This window comes from Pantoea sp. C2G6, from assembly GCF_051336815.1.
Classification (GTDB): domain Bacteria; phylum Pseudomonadota; class Gammaproteobacteria; order Enterobacterales; family Enterobacteriaceae; genus Pantoea.
On the sequence record NZ_JBGMNJ010000010.1, the window covers coordinates 25,192 to 40,942 of the forward strand.

At 57.3% G+C, this 15,751-nt stretch carries 12 protein-coding genes; 6 read left to right on the plus strand and 6 right to left on the minus strand.

Annotated features, from left to right (window positions below; all coding sequences use genetic code 11):
- Window positions 1–14: 14 nt before the first annotated feature.
- The 3 genes from rpoD to rpsU all read right to left on the minus strand — a co-directional run bounded on the left by rpoD (window position 15) and on the right by rpsU (window position 4,341).
- Entirely contained in the window at window positions 15–1,859 is a 1,845-nt protein-coding gene (rpoD, locus tag ACCW71_RS14145; protein ID WP_436372341.1) for an RNA polymerase sigma factor RpoD, read from the minus strand.
- A 402-nt stretch (window positions 1,860–2,261) separates the two neighbouring features.
- The gene (dnaG, locus tag ACCW71_RS14150) at window positions 2,262–4,007 is read right to left on the minus strand and encodes a DNA primase (protein WP_436372343.1); all 1,746 of its coding nucleotides are present in this window, start codon (window positions 4,005–4,007) and stop codon (window positions 2,262–2,264) included.
- A gap of 118 nt (window positions 4,008–4,125) precedes the next feature.
- Complete coding sequence (rpsU, locus tag ACCW71_RS14155) at window positions 4,126–4,341, minus strand: 30S ribosomal protein S21 (RefSeq protein WP_001144069.1); 216 nt, start codon at window positions 4,339–4,341, stop codon at window positions 4,126–4,128.
- Between the two features lie 278 nt (window positions 4,342–4,619).
- Between rpsU and tsaD the strand changes: the two genes are divergently transcribed.
- Entirely contained in the window at window positions 4,620–5,633 is a 1,014-nt protein-coding gene (gene tsaD / locus ACCW71_RS14160; protein ID WP_436372344.1) for a tRNA (adenosine(37)-N6)-threonylcarbamoyltransferase complex transferase subunit TsaD, read from the plus strand.
- A gap of 29 nt (window positions 5,634–5,662) precedes the next feature.
- Here tsaD and plsY read toward each other — a convergent pair whose 3' ends face one another.
- On the minus strand, window positions 5,663–6,268 hold the full coding sequence (gene plsY, locus ACCW71_RS14165) for a glycerol-3-phosphate 1-O-acyltransferase PlsY (protein ID WP_436372346.1): 606 nt from the start codon (window positions 6,266–6,268) through the stop codon (window positions 5,663–5,665).
- A 108-nt stretch (window positions 6,269–6,376) separates the two neighbouring features.
- Here plsY and folB point away from each other — a divergent pair, with 108 nt between their 5' ends.
- The gene (gene folB / locus ACCW71_RS14170) at window positions 6,377–6,736 is read left to right on the plus strand and encodes a bifunctional dihydroneopterin aldolase/7,8-dihydroneopterin epimerase (RefSeq protein WP_436372348.1); all 360 of its coding nucleotides are present in this window, start codon (window positions 6,377–6,379) and stop codon (window positions 6,734–6,736) included.
- A gap of 191 nt (window positions 6,737–6,927) precedes the next feature.
- On the plus strand, window positions 6,928–7,746 hold the full coding sequence (gene bacA / locus ACCW71_RS14175) for an undecaprenyl-diphosphate phosphatase (protein WP_436372350.1): 819 nt from the start codon (window positions 6,928–6,930) through the stop codon (window positions 7,744–7,746).
- A gap of 15 nt (window positions 7,747–7,761) precedes the next feature.
- On the opposite strand, the gene ACCW71_RS14180 is transcribed toward bacA, so the two are convergent.
- Entirely contained in the window at window positions 7,762–8,994 is a 1,233-nt protein-coding gene (locus tag ACCW71_RS14180; RefSeq protein ID WP_436372352.1) for a multifunctional CCA addition/repair protein, read from the minus strand.
- A 147-nt stretch (window positions 8,995–9,141) separates the two neighbouring features.
- A complete protein-coding gene (locus tag ACCW71_RS14185; RefSeq protein ID WP_436372353.1) occupies window positions 9,142–9,762 on the minus strand; it encodes a TIGR04211 family SH3 domain-containing protein in 621 nt (206 codons plus the stop codon).
- 271 nt (window positions 9,763–10,033) lie between these two features.
- Between ACCW71_RS14185 and ACCW71_RS14190 the strand changes: the two genes are divergently transcribed.
- The 3 genes from ACCW71_RS14190 to hldE all read left to right on the plus strand — a co-directional run bounded on the left by ACCW71_RS14190 (window position 10,034) and on the right by hldE (window position 15,728).
- A complete protein-coding gene (locus ACCW71_RS14190; RefSeq protein WP_436372354.1) occupies window positions 10,034–11,344 on the plus strand; it encodes an inorganic triphosphatase in 1,311 nt (436 codons plus the stop codon).
- A 33-nt stretch (window positions 11,345–11,377) separates the two neighbouring features.
- Window positions 11,378–14,230, plus strand: coding sequence for a bifunctional [glutamate--ammonia ligase]-adenylyl-L-tyrosine phosphorylase/[glutamate--ammonia-ligase] adenylyltransferase (gene glnE / locus ACCW71_RS14195; protein WP_436372356.1), 2,853 nt, complete (start codon window positions 11,378–11,380; stop codon window positions 14,228–14,230).
- Between the two features lie 70 nt (window positions 14,231–14,300).
- A complete protein-coding gene (gene hldE, locus ACCW71_RS14200; RefSeq protein WP_436372358.1) occupies window positions 14,301–15,728 on the plus strand; it encodes a bifunctional D-glycero-beta-D-manno-heptose-7-phosphate kinase/D-glycero-beta-D-manno-heptose 1-phosphate adenylyltransferase HldE in 1,428 nt (475 codons plus the stop codon).
- The last annotated feature ends 23 nt before the right edge of the window (window positions 15,729–15,751 follow it).

The window sequence follows — 15,751 nt, forward strand, 5'->3', positions numbered from 1 at the left end:
GGTTTTTGTCTGACTTAATCGTCGAGGAAGCTGCGCAGCACTTCCGAGCGGCTCGGATGGCGCAGTTTACGCAGTGCTTTGGCTTCAATCTGACGAATACGCTCACGGGTAACGTCGAACTGTTTGCCCACTTCTTCCAGCGTATGGTCAGTGTTCATATCGATACCGAAACGCATACGCAGCACTTTCGCTTCGCGCGCGGTCAGGCCAGCCAGCACGTCATGGGTCGCTGAACGCAGGCTCTCTGAGGTCGCAGAATCGAGCGGCAGCTCCAGCGTGGTGTCTTCGATAAAATCGCCCAGATGTGAATCTTCATCATCACCAATCGGCGTCTCCATGGAGATCGGCTCTTTGGCGATTTTCAGCACCTTGCGGATTTTATCTTCTGGCATCAGCATGCGCTCAGCCAGCTCTTCCGGCGTCGGTTCACGGCCCATCTCCTGAAGCATCTGGCGTGAAATACGGTTGAGCTTGTTGATGGTCTCAATCATATGCACCGGAATACGGATGGTACGTGCCTGGTCGGCGATAGAGCGGGTGATAGCCTGACGGATCCACCAGGTCGCATAGGTCGAGAATTTGTAACCACGGCGATATTCAAACTTATCTACCGCTTTCATCAGGCCAATGTTACCTTCCTGAATCAGGTCAAGGAATTGCAGACCGCGGTTGGTGTATTTCTTCGCAATCGAAATCACCAGACGCAGGTTCGCCTCCACCATCTCTTTCTTGGCGCGACGCGCTTTGGCTTCACCGATCGACATGCGACGGTTAATATCTTTGACCTGCTCAATGGTCAGGCCGGTCTCTTCTTCAACCTGCGCCAGTTTTTGCAGGGAGCGCATGACGTCATCCTGCACTTCCAGTAGCTTCTCAGACCACGGCTTGTTCATCGCCAGCGCCGCTTTGAACCAGCTTTCATTGGTTTCATTGCCGGTAAACAGCGTGATGAAGTTTTTCTTCGGCATTTTGCACACTTCAATACAGAGCTTCATGATCAGACGTTCCTGAGTACGGACACGTTCCATCATGGTGCGCATGCTGCCAACCAGGTAATCGAACTGCTTCGGTACCAGGCGGAACTGCTTGAAGACGTCAGAGAGGTTCTGGATTTCCGCAACGGCGGCAGCATGGCTGCGACCTTTGCTTTTGATCACTGAGCGGGTGGTTTCATACTGCTTACGCAGGTCAGAAAACTTCTCGCGCGCCAGTTCCGGGTCGATTGAGTTATCGTCGTCGGCGCTGTCGTCATCGCTCTCTTCATCTTCTTCTTCATCGTCATTACGATCGGCTTCAGAAAGCTCAGAGCCCACGTGCGTTGCCGTTGGGGCCAGATCTTCTTCCGCGTTAGGATCGACGAAACCGGTGATCAGGTCGGAGAGGCGTGATTCGCCTGCTTCCACTTTGTCGTACTGATCCAGCAGGTAAGTAATGGCTTCAGGGTATTCGGCAACGGAACACTGAACCTGATTGATACCGTCTTCAATACGCTTCGCGATGTCGATTTCGCCTTCGCGCGTCAGCAGTTCGACGGTACCCATTTCACGCATATACATGCGGACCGGGTCAGTGGTACGCCCGATTTCAGATTCCACGCTGGAGAGTACCTGAGCGGCAGCTTCCGCGGCATCTTCATCGGTATCGGAGCTGTTTTCGTTCAGCATCAGATCGTCGGCATCCGGGGCTTCTTCCACCACCTGGATACCCATGTCGTTAATCATCTGGATGATGTCTTCGATCTGATCGGAGTCGACGATATCTTCCGGCAGATGGTCATTGACCTCAGCATAGGTCAGATAGCCTTGCTCCTTACCACGGGTGACAAGAAGCTTGAGCTGTGACTGCGGGTTTTGCTCCATAAGACGGTATCCACACTTCTGTTAAATTAGATTGGTGTCGGTCGGCAGCAAGCCAACAATAAGCAGTGAAGGCATTTAGTTCTTGCCGCTGCCTTCGTCGCGGCGTGGGCTTTGCCCAACAGTAATCGGCACTTAAGCCGCTTGTATAAATTTTGGTGCTATGGGCCTGGCTTACTTGCCATTCTGCTCCCTGGCAGTGCTCGCTCTCCTCACGTACTTCAGTACGCTCCGGGAGCTGTGCGCTGGCAGTGACCAGACTGGCGTCGACGCCGACGGCCTTAAATCTTTGTGCTGCTGGCTATTTCGGATTCCGGTATTACTCACGGAGGCGAAACAACCAGTGGCACTGAAACGCGCAAGCTGCCCTTTCATCTGTCAGAACAGGCAGCGTGCTAAAAATCGTTATTTTCTGGCAAAAGCCTGACTGAGTGTCCAGAGTTCACGGCGCTCATCAGCGCTCAGTCCCTGGGTGCGTTCCCGCGCAATCAAAAATTCCAGACGCTCTTCAAGAGCAGAATCGTAGATTCTGGCCAGCGAATCCTGAAATACCGCTTCGGCTTCTTCATCTACTATCATGTGGTTCCAGATCGCCAGTGTTTCAAGCGTCTGACTAAAATTTGTCCCGCGGTATAACTCTAGTAGCTGTCCTGTCGTCAATCCAGGATTCTCATTACAACGGCCCACTAATTCAATAAATAGCGGTAAACCCGGCATTTTCGACTCAGACAAGCCATCCAGCGAGGGCACCAGCGTCGCCAGCTGCGGATTCTGGATCAGCAGCGCAATCAGCACCCGCATAGTGGTGCGTTTCAGCGGTGGCGCAACCGGCGCCGTTCCGCTCGCCGCCGCTTTGGGCATCAGCTTCTCCAGCTGATTGTCATCAAGAATGCCCAGCTTATTCCCCAGCTCCTGACGCAGATAGATACGTAAGGTCTCACCGGGGATCTGCGTAATCAGTGGCAAAGCCAGCGTACTCAGACGCGCTTTACCGTCGCGCGAACTCAGATCCACCTGCGGCAGCAGGCTATCAAACAGAAACGAAGAGAGCGGCATCGCCTGCTCCATCCTCGCTTCAAAGGCGTCTTTACCCTCTTTACGCACCAGCGTGTCGGGATCTTCACCATCGGGTAAAAACATAAAGCGTAGCTGACGACCATCATTCATGTAAGGTAATGCGGTCTCAAGCGCACGCCATGCCGCTTCACGACCCGCACGGTCGCCATCGTAACAGCAGATCACCGTGTCGGTACTGCGAAACAGCAGCTGAATATGCTCAGCGGTGGTTGAGGTGCCCAGCGACGCGACGGCGTAATCGATGCCGTACTGCGCCAGCGCAACCACGTCCATGTATCCCTCGACCACTAACAGGCGGGCGGGTTCAGGATGGTTTTTTACTGCTTCATACAGGCCATAGAGCTGGCGGCCTTTATGGAAAATCGGTGTTTCTGGCGAGTTCAGATACTTCGGCGTATCGTTGCCCAGCACGCGGCCACCAAAACCAATTACCCGGCCACGCTTATCACGAATCGGAAACATGACGCGGTCGCGGAACCGATCATAGGTGCGGCCTTTGTCATTGCTGACCAGCATACCCGCTTCCATCAACGATTCTCGGTCTTCCGACTGCTTACCAAAACGTTTAAGAACGTTATCCCAGCCGGCAGGCGCATAACCAATAGCGAAATGATTGATGATGTCGGCGCTCAGTCCACGGCGATCAAGATAATCGCGTGCGGGCTGCGCACTGGCTTGCTGCAAACCCTGCTGATAAAAACCGTTCAGGTTTTCCATCAGCTGATAGAGGCTCTGGCGCTGATGGCGTTCCATCTGGCTTGGACCGCTACCGGCTTCATAGGGCACATCTAAACCGTGGGAGGTGGCTAACTCTTCAATACTTTCAACAAACTCCAGACGATCAAAGTTCATTAAAAAGTCGATAGCGTTGCCGTGTGCGCCACAGCCGAAACAGTGATAAAACTGTTTTTCGCCGTTTACGGTGAAAGAGGGCGTTTTTTCATTATGGAAAGGACAGCACGCATGGAAATTCTTACCCTGCTTTTTCAGCTTAACGCGGGCATCAATAAGATCCACGATATCCGTGCGGGCAAGTAAATCATTGATAAATACGCGTGGAATTCGTCCAGCCATACGCCCCAGATTTTCAGCTCATAAACGGCAACAAGCCGCGCTTCCTTTCGGAAAGCACGGCCTTTTACTTGACTCTGTCTGCGTGGATCACGCGGTGGAGGCGAACCTCCGAAACGACTTAGTACAGACGAGTGCGGCGTGCGTTTTCGCGAGCCAGTTTCTTGGCGTGACGCTTAACTGCTGACGCTTTAGCGCGCTTACGTTCGGTAGTCGGTTTTTCATAGAACTCACGACGACGAACTTCAGCCAGAACGCCTGCTTTCTCGCATGAACGCTTGAAGCGACGCAGTGCTACGTCAAATGGCTCGTTTTCACGTACTTTAATTACCGGCATGTAACTCTCACCTCGATAAAATTCGGTTTTTGCTGCTGACTGCGGCGCCAGCACATTTCAAAATGGTGCAGCATTTTACTCCAACTCAAGTTGGTTTGTAAAGCACCATGGATAATTTGAAACCAACAGGAGCGTTTGCCTGTGCGGCTGCCGGTTTTTCCAGGGGCGGGAGTATAGCGCACTCTTTAGCCGACAGAAAATGACTTTTTACGGCGGATGCCCGCGCTGCACATCCGATTGCTGTGGTAAACTGCGCGCCGCAAGAATGAGGTGATGCAATGCGAATTCTGGGTATTGAAACGTCATGCGATGAAACCGGCATCGCAATTTATGATGACGAGGCTGGATTATTGGCTAATCAGCTATACAGCCAGGTAAAACTGCATGCCGATTATGGCGGTGTGGTGCCGGAACTGGCCTCACGTGATCACGTGCGGAAAACCGTGCCGCTGATCCAGGCGGCGCTGAAAGAGGCCGGACTGAAGCCGCAGCAGATTGATGCGGTAGCGTACACGGCGGGTCCTGGACTGGTCGGTGCGCTGCTGGTCGGTGCCACCATTGGCCGCGCCCTGGCGTTTGCCTGGAAAGTGCCCGCCGTGCCGGTGCACCATATGGAAGGCCATCTGCTGGCACCGATGCTGGAAGAGAATCCGCCGGAATTTCCGTTCGTCGCGCTGCTGGTATCGGGCGGCCATACCCAGCTGATTAGCGTCACCGGCGTCGGTGAATATGAACTGCTGGGTGAATCGATCGATGACGCGGCAGGTGAAGCCTTTGATAAAACGGCGAAGCTGCTCGGTCTCGACTATCCCGGCGGTCCGATGCTGTCGAAAATGGCGCAGCAGGGCACGGCCGGACGTTTCACCTTCCCGCGTCCGATGACCGATCGTCCCGGCCTGGATTTCAGCTTCTCCGGGCTGAAAACCTTTGCCGCCAATACGATTCGCGCGAATCAGGACGATGCCCAGACCCGTGCCGACATCGCCCGCGCCTTTGAAGATGCGGTAGTGGATACGCTGTCGATCAAATGCAAGCGCGCGCTGGATCAGACCGGCTTTAAGCGACTGGTGATTGCGGGCGGCGTCAGCGCCAACCGTACCCTGCGCGAGCAGATGGCGGTGATGATGCAGAAGCGTGGCGGTGAGGTGTTCTACGCCCGCCCTGAGTTCTGTACCGATAATGGCGCGATGATCGCCTATGCGGGGATGGTGCGATTAAAAGGTGGTACGCGGGGCGAGCTGAGCGTCAGCGTGCGGCCGCGCTGGCCGCTGGCGGAACTGCCCGCCATCTGATGCGAAAAAAGCCGGCTTACCGGCTTTTTTTATGGCTGAGATTTCTTTTTCCGCTTCCAGATCTTACCTTCCTGACCGCGCCACAGCCGCTGAATATTATCGTGATGGCGCAGCAGGATCAGGCAGGAGAGCATCGAAACCGGAAAGGTAAACTGCGGTTTGAACCACCAGACATAGAAGGGCGCAATCAGCGCGCTGACGATGGCTCCCAGCGAGGAGTAGCCGCTGAGCAGAACCGTTAGCAGCCAGGTGCCTGTGACCAGACCGGTTAAGTCCCAGCCAATCGGCGCAATCGCTCCGAACGCTGTTGCCACGCCTTTACCGCCGCGGAAGTGGAAGAACACCGGGTAGATATGGCCGAGGCAGGCGGCGATGGCGGTCAGGCCAAGATAGAACGGCGTGACGTGCATCAGCCAGGCGAGCCAGACCGGCACCATCCCTTTCAGCACATCAAACACCAGCACGCAGGCCGCGGCCGCTTTACCGCCCAGACGCAGCACATTGGTCGCGCCGGGATTACCTGAGCCGTGGGTGCGGGGATCGGGCAGGCCAGCGAGTTTGCACACCAGAATCGCACTGGAAATCGAGCCGCAAAGATACGCGAAAATAATCATACCAAGCGCGAAAGCACTCATAACACCGTACCGTTCCCTTTAGGGTCGTTTTGATCTCATCAACCATGGATAATACGCATAATCCGCCGGAAGTGGTATCCGGCTCGGCCAAAAACAGAGAAGCTCATCATGGATATTGTATTTATAGAACAACTCACCGTGTTCACCACCATTGGCGTTTACGACTGGGAGCAGGGCATACAGCAGAAGCTGGTGCTCGATGTCGAAATGGCCTGGGATAACCGCCTGGCGGCCAGCAGTGATGACGTGAACGATTGTCTGAGCTATGCCGATGTCGCCTCGGCGATCCTGACGCATCTGAATGGCGGGCGTTTTGCCCTGGTTGAGCGGGTTGCTGAAGAAATCGCGGATCTGTTGATGAACCGTTTCAATTCGCCTGGCGTGCGTATAAAGGTAAGCAAACCGGGCGCTGTTGCCCAGGCGGCGCAGGTTGGCGTGCGAATTGAGCGCGGGACTATTCCTAAATAACCTGGATGTGATTGCCATCACAATGAAACCAAACCAAATTACTCTCTGTCATAGCCTATGCCGTTTCGTTACAGCAGGCGAAATTGTTTAAACCTTAAGGTTTAATTCAGGCTAATAGCGGCATGATTTGAGGCGATAGCGACGGGCTACCGCCTTTTTAATGGTTTTAAAACGGATAGAGGGAACATTTGATGGCAGATATTCATCAGCTTTGGGTAGCTGCAATCCTGGGCATTGTGGAAGGGCTGACCGAATTTTTACCGGTCTCATCCACAGGGCACATGATTATAGTGGGTCACCTGCTGGGCTTTGAGGGTGATAAAGCAGAGACCTTTGAAGTAGTGATCCAGTTAGGGTCGATTCTGGCCGTGGTGGTGATGTTCTGGCGGCGTCTGTTTGGGCTGATCGGCATCCACTTCGGTGAAGTTAAACATGAAGGTGTAGGTAGCGGGCGTCTGTCGCTGATCCATATCCTGCTGGGTATGGTGCCTGCGGTGGTGGTGGGTCTGGTGCTGCACGATCAGATCAAAACGCTGTTTAATCCCATCAACGTGATGTATGCGCTGGTGGTCGGCGGTGTTCTGCTGCTGGCGGCGGAGTATCTCAAGCCAAAGCAGCCGAAAGCGGTGGGCGTCGATGATATTACCTATCGTCAGGCGTTTATGATTGGCTGCTTCCAGTGTTTAGCGCTGTGGCCGGGCTTCTCGCGCTCTGGTGCGACCATCTCTGGCGGGATGCTGATGGGCGTGAGCCGCTACGCGGCGTCTGAGTTCTCTTTCATCCTCGCGGTGCCGATGATGATGGGGGCGACCGTCCTGGATATGTACAAGAGCATCGGCTTCCTGACGATGGCGGACTTCCCGATGTTCGCGGTAGGCTTTATCACCGCGTTTATCGTGGCGATGATTGCGATTAAAGTCTTCCTTGAGCTGATCAAACGCATCTCTTTTGTCTCGTTCGCCATCTACCGCTTTATCGTGGCGGCTGCGGTTTACGCCCTCTTCATGTAAACCTCAGGGAGCCTGTTAGTCAGGTTGCCCGATCGCCAGACCCTGCGCGACGGCCGCTATGCGCCGTCGCGTTAACTCTTCCCGTACCGCCGCACCTTTGAACCCCGCCTCGATCACCGCTTTGGTCGGCACCGCCAGGGCCAGGGCAAACGCACGCCGCAGATAGTCGCCCTGCGGATAGGCCATACTTTCCAGCCCGCCACGGCCGCGCGCGTCAGCTTCACTGGTCAGCGCCAGCTGTTCAATGCGCTGTGGCTTACGCCAGGCGTCAACCCGGTCAAACAGGGCGACCAGCGCCGCCGGTGATTGCCGTTCAATAGTATGCACCACATCGTGAAACTCGGTCACCAGCAGCGCCAGATCGCGAATCGCGTTGGGGACGCGCAGCCGCTGGCAAATCGCCTCCACCAGCGGCACACCCGCCAGACCATGTCCCGGATGGCTGGGCCACAGCGCTGGCGGCGTCAGTGCCTTGCCTACGTCATGAAACAGCGTGGCGAAGCGCACGTCGATCGACTCCGAGAGGGCGGCGGCCAGGGTCAGGGTCATCAGCGTATGCACACCGGTATCGATCTCCGGGTGCCATTTGATCGGCGCGGGAATGCCAAACAGATTATCCAGCTCAGGGAACAGCACCTGTAACGCGCCGCAGTCGCGCAGGGTCTGAAAATAGACCTGGGGATTACGGGTGCTCAGCGCTTTTTCCGTCTCTTTCCAGACCCGCTCGGCGGTCAGATTCGCCAGTTCGCCGCTGGCGGCCATCTGCTGCATCAGCTGCCGGGTTTCAGGGGCGATACGAAAGTTGAGATGGGCGAAGCGCGCGGCAAAGCGCGCCACCCGTAACACCCGCAGCGGATCTTCATTAAAGGCGTCAGAGACGTGGCGCAGCAGGCGATGAGTAATATCACGCTGGCCGTGATAGGGATCAACCAGCGCGCCATGCTGATCCTGAGCGATAGCATTGATGGTCAGATCGCGACGCTGTAAGTCCTGCTCCAGCGTCACATCCGGTGCCGACCAGGTGATGAATCCGGTATAGCCTTTCCCGTTTTTCCGCTCGGTCCGCGCCAGCGCATACTCTTCGCGGCTGGCTGGATGCAGGAAAACGGGAAAATCGCGACCGACCTGTTGATAGCCCTGTTCGAGCATCGCTTCGGGCGTGGTGCCGACCACCACCCAGTCTTTGTCTGTAACCGGCAGGTTCAGCAGCGCATCGCGCACCGCACCGCCAACAAGAAACGTCTTCACGTAAAACTCCAGAGAGAAAGAAATGGCCTGTCCCGCGCCTGACCTCAGCGGAACATTTCACTTTATTGTTACACAGTTTCACCAGATTGCAGACATGCCAAAGGGAGGATCGACTGATCCTCCCTTTGGAAAGCCGGCAGAAGCGGGTCAGTTCATCCAGCGGTCGCTTTTCTTGCGGCGCGGCAGCATATGCGGCAGTAACAGACCCAGCAGCAGGCCAACGCCCAGCACGCCGCCGCCATACATAAACCACTGCATGATGATGGTGCGCTGCTTGTCATCCAGCTGAACATTGGCGGCACTGACTTTCTTCTGCGCGACGATCAGCTCATTCTTCAGCTTCTGATTCTCGCCCTTCAGTCCGTTGATCACGCTGTCGCTGCTGGCGACTTTGTTCTGCATCTCTGCGGTGCGCTGGTTCCAGCTGTTGTCGATGTTATCCAGTTTGGCGGTCAGATCTTTTACCTGCTGCTCAAGCTGCGGCACACGGGTGCGCAGGCTCGGCTCAGCGCTGAGCTGCGACAGTGGGATCCAGGTGGTGCGGCCTTCCGAATCACGGATCTGGCCATAATGGGTCTCATTGTTGGTCTGAAGCAGCTGCACCTCTTCCCCGGCGTTCAGCTTGCCGAGCAACCGGAACTGATCGCCGGGTCCGCTGCGTACCCAGGTTGAGAGTTCATCAGAAACGTAGCGTTTTTCGTCGGCGTGGGCAGGTGCAAGGGTGCTGAGGGCCAGCAAAGTGATTCCAGCGAGTGTGATTTTTTTCATTCGATTTCGTTTGGCTTAATCTGACTAAAAATTTACCGGCACAGTCTGGAGAGGCCTCGCATAAATCTGAATGAGAACTATCCTGGTCTCATGAGAGTGCGAAAAGGTCTGCGAAAGCGCAAAGAAAGCAGAGACAGCGCGGCCTCTGTGCATTAATCTTCGCCTGATAACCCCTTGCCCTCCAGGCGACAGCGTGAGTAACCTGCTGATAATCGCCTGAAATATGCAGGAAATCTCTCTTAAGTGCCAGCGGCGTAGTGAATAAAAAATTATGACCATCGAAATCGAACTAAAGTTCATTGCTTCTCCAGAGGCGGCCGGGAAACTGGCTGAACTCTTCTCCACGCTGCCCCATCAGCATCAGGCGGCCCGCGAGCTGACCAACATCTATTTTGAGACCGACGACAACCAGCTGCGACGCTGGGATATGGGATTACGCATCCGTGGCGTCGATCAACGCTATGAAATGACGCTGAAAGCGGCCGGCAAAACCCTGGGCGGACTGCATCAGCGCCCTGAATATAATGTTGAGCTGAGCGAACCCACGCTCGACATCGCGCGCCTGCCCGCTGAGATCTGGCCGCAGGGCACCGATATTGCGGCGCTGCAACAGCGTCTGCAACCGCTGTTCACCACCCATTTCCGGCGCGAAATCTGGCTGATCACCGCCGGTAACAGCGAGATTGAAGTGGCCTTTGATCAGGGTGAGGTATCGGCGGGCGCGTTCAGCGAACCGCTGTGCGAAATTGAACTGGAGCTAAAACGTGGCGAACGTCATGACCTGCTGGCCTTTGCACAGCAGCTGGTGGCGCTGGGCGGCCTGCGTATGGGCAGCCTGAGCAAAGCGGCACGCGGCTATCAGCTGGCGCAGGGGAATCCGCCGCGTCAGATTCGCCCGTTCCCGCTGCTGAAAGCGGGTCCTAAAGCCACGGTGGAGCAGGGCATGGTCGCTGCGATGTCAGCCGGCCTGAGCCACTGGCAATATCATGAAGAGGTCTGGCTGCGCGGCAACGCTGCGGCGCAGGACGCGGTGCGTGAAGCGCTGGATCTGTTGCGTCAGGCGTTCAGCCTGTTTGGTGCGCTGGTACCACGCAAAGCCAGCAGCGCCCTGCGTCAGCAGCTGACCACGCTGGAAGAGACGCTGGTGAACGAAGAACAGGTCGCCGCCACCTTCTGTTTATCCTCCCTCTCAGTGGAGACGCAGCTGGCGCTGACCCACTGGCTGGCGGAATCGCAGTGGCGTCAGTGGATCGACGCCAAAGGCGAAGCCAAGCTACAGGGTTCGTTTAAACGCTTCAGCGACATCATGCTGAGCCGGGTTAATGCCGATCTGCGCGAGACCTTCAGCACGGTGAAGCAGCCCAATGAGTATCAGGATAAAGCCATGCGCCTGGCGCGCCAGCTGCTGACGGTACATCTGCTGGCCGGTTCTTATGCGCCTGAAACCGTGGCCAGCTGGCTGGAGCCGTGGCAACAGCTGCTGTCGGCGATTCATGAAAAGCAGGCATCAGGATTAGCCTGGCTGGCGACGCAGGCGCTGAAACAGTCACCATTCTGGCTTACCAGCGGCGGTGCCCGCTAACGCGCTTCAGATCATGCCATCAAGGAGGGAGTTATGTTGTCAGCACTTCCCGCGTTGCTACGCGATCAGGCCGCACAGGCTGCCCGACAGCTTGGGGTGCCGCCTGCCTCACTCAGCCCGGAACAGCTTGCCGGGCTGGCTTTCAGCGATTTTGTGCTGGAAAACCTGCAACAACATCCCGACTGGTGGCAGAGAATAACGCAACAGCCGCCTCAGCCTGATGAATGGCAGCACTATGCGGAGTGGCTCACCCAGGCGCTCAGCGTGGTTGACAGCGAAGCGAGCCTGATGCGCGAACTGCGGCTGTTTCGTCGCCATATGCTGGTGCGTATCGCCTGGATGCAGGCGCTGCATCACGCCAGCACCGAACAGAGTTTGCAGCAGCTCAGCGTGTTAGCTGAACTGTTAATCAGCCGGGCACGTGACTGGGTATATCAGGATTGCTGCCGTGACCTGGGTACGCCCTGTAACGCGGAAGGTGAGGCGCAGCCGATGCTGATCCTCGGGATGGGCAAGCTGGGCGGCGGTGAACTCAACTTCTCCTCCGATATTGACCTGATTTTTGCCTGGCCGGAAAACGGCACCACGCGCGGCGGACGGCGGGAACTCGACAACGCCCAGTTCTTTACCCGCATGGGACAGCGCCTGATTAAGGTGCTGGATCAGCCCACCGTGGATGGCTTTGTTTATCGCGTCGATATGCGTCTGCGCCCGTTTGGCGACAGCGGACCGCTGGTGATGAGCTTTGCCGCGCTGGAGGATTATTACCAGGAGCAGGGGCGCGACTGGGAGCGCTACGCCATGGTGAAGGCGCGGTTGATGGGGGATGACCACGATCGCTGGAGCCTTGAGCTGCAACAGATGCTGCGGCCATTTGTCTACCGCCGCTATATCGACTTCAGCGTGATCCAGTCGCTGCGCAACATGAAAGGGATGATCAGCCGCGAAGTGCGGCGACGCGGCCTGAAAAACAATATCAAGCTGGGCGCGGGCGGCATCCGCGAAACCGAATTTATCGTGCAGGTGTTCCAGCTGATTCGTGGTGGACGTGAGCGCTCACTACAGCTGCGTGCATTGCTGCCCACGCTGGCGGCGATCAAAACCCTGGCGCTGCTGCCCGCGGACCAGGTGGATGCGCTGCGTGACGCCTACCTGTTCCTGCGGCGGCTGGAGAACCTGCTGCAAAGCCTTGGCGATGAGCAGACGCAGACGCTGCCGGAAGATGAACTGCATCGCGCCCGGCTGGCCTGGGCGATGGGCTGCGACGACTGGCCCGCGCTGATGAACCAGCTCGACAGCCAGATGGCGGCGGTGCGCGCTATCTTCGATGAGCTGATTGGAGAAGACACCCCGGAGATTGACGACCAGCGCGAGCTGGCGGAGTTTCAGATGCTGTGGCACGACCCGCTGGAGGCGAGTGAACTGGCGTCGCTGGTGCCGCAGCTCAGCGATGAACAGCGCCTGACGCTACACCAGACGCTGGAGGCGTTCCGGCTGGATATTAACCGGCGCACCATCGGCCCGCGTGGCCGTCAGGCGCTGGATCAGCTGATGCCGCGGCTGCTGAGCGAAGTCTGCCCGCGTGAAGATGCCGCCGTCACGCTAAGCCGCCTGACGCCGCTGCTGCTTGGTGTGCTGACCCGCAGTACCTATCTGGAGCTGCTGACCGAATACCACGGGGCGCTGCGCCACTTAATTCGTCTTTGCGCCGCCTCGCCGATGGTGGCCAGCCAGCTGGCGCGCCATCCGCTGCTGCTGGATGAGCTGCTCGATCCGGCCACGCTCTATCAGCCCACCGCCACCGACGCCTACCGCGACGAGCTGCGGCAGTATCTGCTGCGTATCCCGGCCGAGGATGAAGAGCAGCAGCTGGAAGCGGTGCGACAGTTTAAGCAGGCGCAGCATCTGCGTATTGCCGCCGCCGACATCGCCGGCACGCTGCCGGTGATGAAAGTCAGTGACCATCTCACCTGGCTGGCTGAAGCGATTATCGAGTCTGTGGTGCGACAGGCGTGGAATATGATGGTGCAGCGCTACGGGCGTCCTTCGCACCTGACCAGTGAGCATGAGCGCGGCTTCGCGGTGCTGGGCTACGGCAAACTGGGCGGCTGGGAGCTGGGTTACAGCTCCGATCTCGATTTAGTCTTTCTGCACGACTGCCCCGCCGAAGCGGTAACCGAGGGCGAACGCAGCATCGATGGACGTCAGTTCTATCTGCGGCTGGCCCAGCGCATCATGCATCTGTTCAGTACCCGCACCTCCTCCGGCATTCTGTATGAAGTCGATGCGCGGCTGCGTCCCTCCGGCGCGGCGGGCATGCTGGTCAGCACCTTTGACGCCTTCGATGAGTATCAGCGCAGCGAAGCCTGGACCTGGGAGCATCAGGCGCTGGTGCGGGCGCGGGTGGTATTTGGCGAGGCGGTGCTGGGTGAGCGCTTCAACGCCATCCGGCAGGCGATCCTCTCGCTGCCTCGCGCCGCAGAAGGGCTTCAGACTGAAGTACGGGAGATGCGTGAAAAGATGCGCACTCACCTCAGTAACAAGTACAAAGGGCGCTGGGATATTAAAGCGGACGCTGGCGGCATTACGGATATTGAATTCATCGCTCAGTATCTTGTCTTACGCTACGCCGCTGAACAGCCCGAACTGACGCGTTGGTCCGACAATGTGCGCATTTTCGAACTGATGGCGAAGCATCATAAAATGCCCGCCGATGAAGCCCAGGCGCTGACGCAGGCGTATGTCACCTTGCGCGACGCATTGCATCATCGGGCGTTGCAGGAGCTGCCGGGCCATGTCGAGCCGGAAGCCTATGCAACGGAGCGGCAGGTGGTGCTGAGCAGCTGGCAGCGCTGGCTGGTGATGCCCGCCTCTATCCTGGCGTGATGCTGATAGCACAAATCGCAACTGTGTTATCATCCGCGCACTTTTTTTAATGCAGTCTGGAGTGTCTGGAATGAAAGTGACTCTGCCCGCGTTCGGCCAAGCCTCAGTGCTGGTTGTTGGCGATGTAATGTTGGATCGTTACTGGTATGGCCCAACCAGCCGTATCTCCCCTGAAGCGCCGGTTCCGGTGGTGAAAGTGGATACCGTTGAAGAGCGCCCTGGCGGCGCGGCAAACGTGGCGATGAACATTGCAGCACTCGGTGCCGCGTCCCGTCTGATTGGCCTGACCGGTGAAGATGATGCGGCGCGCGTGTTGAGTAACACGCTGAAAGACGTCAATGTTCACTGCGACTTCGTGGCGGTAAAAAGCCATCCGACCATTACCAAACTGCGGGTGCTTTCGCGCAATCAGCAGCTGATCCGCCTCGATTTTGAAGAGGGTTTTGAGCGGGTTGATCCAGAGCCGATTCACCAGAAAATGCGCGACTCTCTGGCGGCGGCGGGTGCGCTGGTGCTGTCCGATTATGCCAAAGGCGCGCTCTCCAGCGTGCAGACCATGATTACTCTGGCGCGGGAAGCGGGCGTGCCGGTATTAATCGACCCGAAAGGCACCGATTTTGCCCGCTACCGCGGCGCGACGCTGCTGACGCCGAACCTCTCCGAGTTTGAAGCGGTGGTCGGCAAATGCAGCAACGAAGAGGAGATCGTGGCGCGCGGCATGCAGCTGATCGCCGATTTTGACCTCTCGGCGCTGCTGGTGACGCGCTCCGAAAATGGTATGACGCTGCTGCAACCGGGCAAAGCCCCGTTGCATCTGCCGACCCAGGCGCAGGAAGTCTATGACGTGACCGGCGCGGGCGACACGGTGATCGGTGTGCTGGCCGCGGCTCTGGCGGCGGGCGACTCACTGGAAGAAGCCTGCTTCCTGGCGAATGCCGCCGCCGGTGTGGTGGTGGGTAAACTCGGCACCTCGACCGTCAGTACGGTTGAGCTGGAAAACGCGATTCATGCCCGCCCGGAACAGGGCTTTGGCATCATGACCGAAGCGCAGCTAAAAGCCGCCGTAGAGATGGCGCGTCGCCGTGGCGAAAAAGTGGTGATGACTAACGGCGTGTTCGACATTCTGCATGCCGGTCACGTCTCTTACCTGGCAAACGCCCGCAAGCTCGGCGATCGACTGATTGTCGCAGTAAACAGCGATGCTTCAACCAAACGCCTGAAAGGGGAAAGCCGTCCGGTGAATCCGCAGGAGAACCGGATGATCGTGCTTGGCGCGCTGGAGGCGGTCGACTGGGTGGTGCTGTTTGAAGAGGATACGCCACAGCGGCTGATTGCCAGCATTCTGCCTGATCTGCTGGTGAAGGGCGGTGATTACAAGCCGGAGGATATTGCGGGCAGTAAAGAGGTGTGGGCCAACGGCGGAGAGGTGCAGGTGCTGAATTTCGAAGATGGCATCTCAACCACCAATATCATCAAAACCATTCGCGGCGACAGCTAACCCGCGAAGTCAGCGGGAGCCTT

Coding starts and splice junctions, on each gene's coding strand:
- rpoD (WP_436372341.1), bottom strand. CDS start 1,859: ATGGAGCAAAACCCGCAGTCACAGCTCAAGCTTCTTGTCACCCGTGGT.
- dnaG (WP_436372343.1), bottom strand. CDS start 4,007: ATGGCTGGACGAATTCCACGCGTATTTATCAATGATTTACTTGCCCGC.
- rpsU (WP_001144069.1), bottom strand. CDS start 4,341: ATGCCGGTAATTAAAGTACGTGAAAACGAGCCATTTGACGTAGCACTG.
- tsaD (WP_436372344.1), top strand. CDS start 4,620: ATGCGAATTCTGGGTATTGAAACGTCATGCGATGAAACCGGCATCGCA.
- plsY (WP_436372346.1), bottom strand. CDS start 6,268: ATGAGTGCTTTCGCGCTTGGTATGATTATTTTCGCGTATCTTTGCGGC.
- folB (WP_436372348.1), top strand. CDS start 6,377: ATGGATATTGTATTTATAGAACAACTCACCGTGTTCACCACCATTGGC.
- bacA (WP_436372350.1), top strand. CDS start 6,928: ATGGCAGATATTCATCAGCTTTGGGTAGCTGCAATCCTGGGCATTGTG.
- ACCW71_RS14185 (WP_436372353.1), bottom strand. CDS start 9,762: ATGAAAAAAATCACACTCGCTGGAATCACTTTGCTGGCCCTCAGCACC.
- ACCW71_RS14190 (WP_436372354.1), top strand. CDS start 10,034: ATGACCATCGAAATCGAACTAAAGTTCATTGCTTCTCCAGAGGCGGCC.
- glnE (WP_436372356.1), top strand. CDS start 11,378: ATGTTGTCAGCACTTCCCGCGTTGCTACGCGATCAGGCCGCACAGGCT.
- hldE (WP_436372358.1), top strand. CDS start 14,301: ATGAAAGTGACTCTGCCCGCGTTCGGCCAAGCCTCAGTGCTGGTTGTT.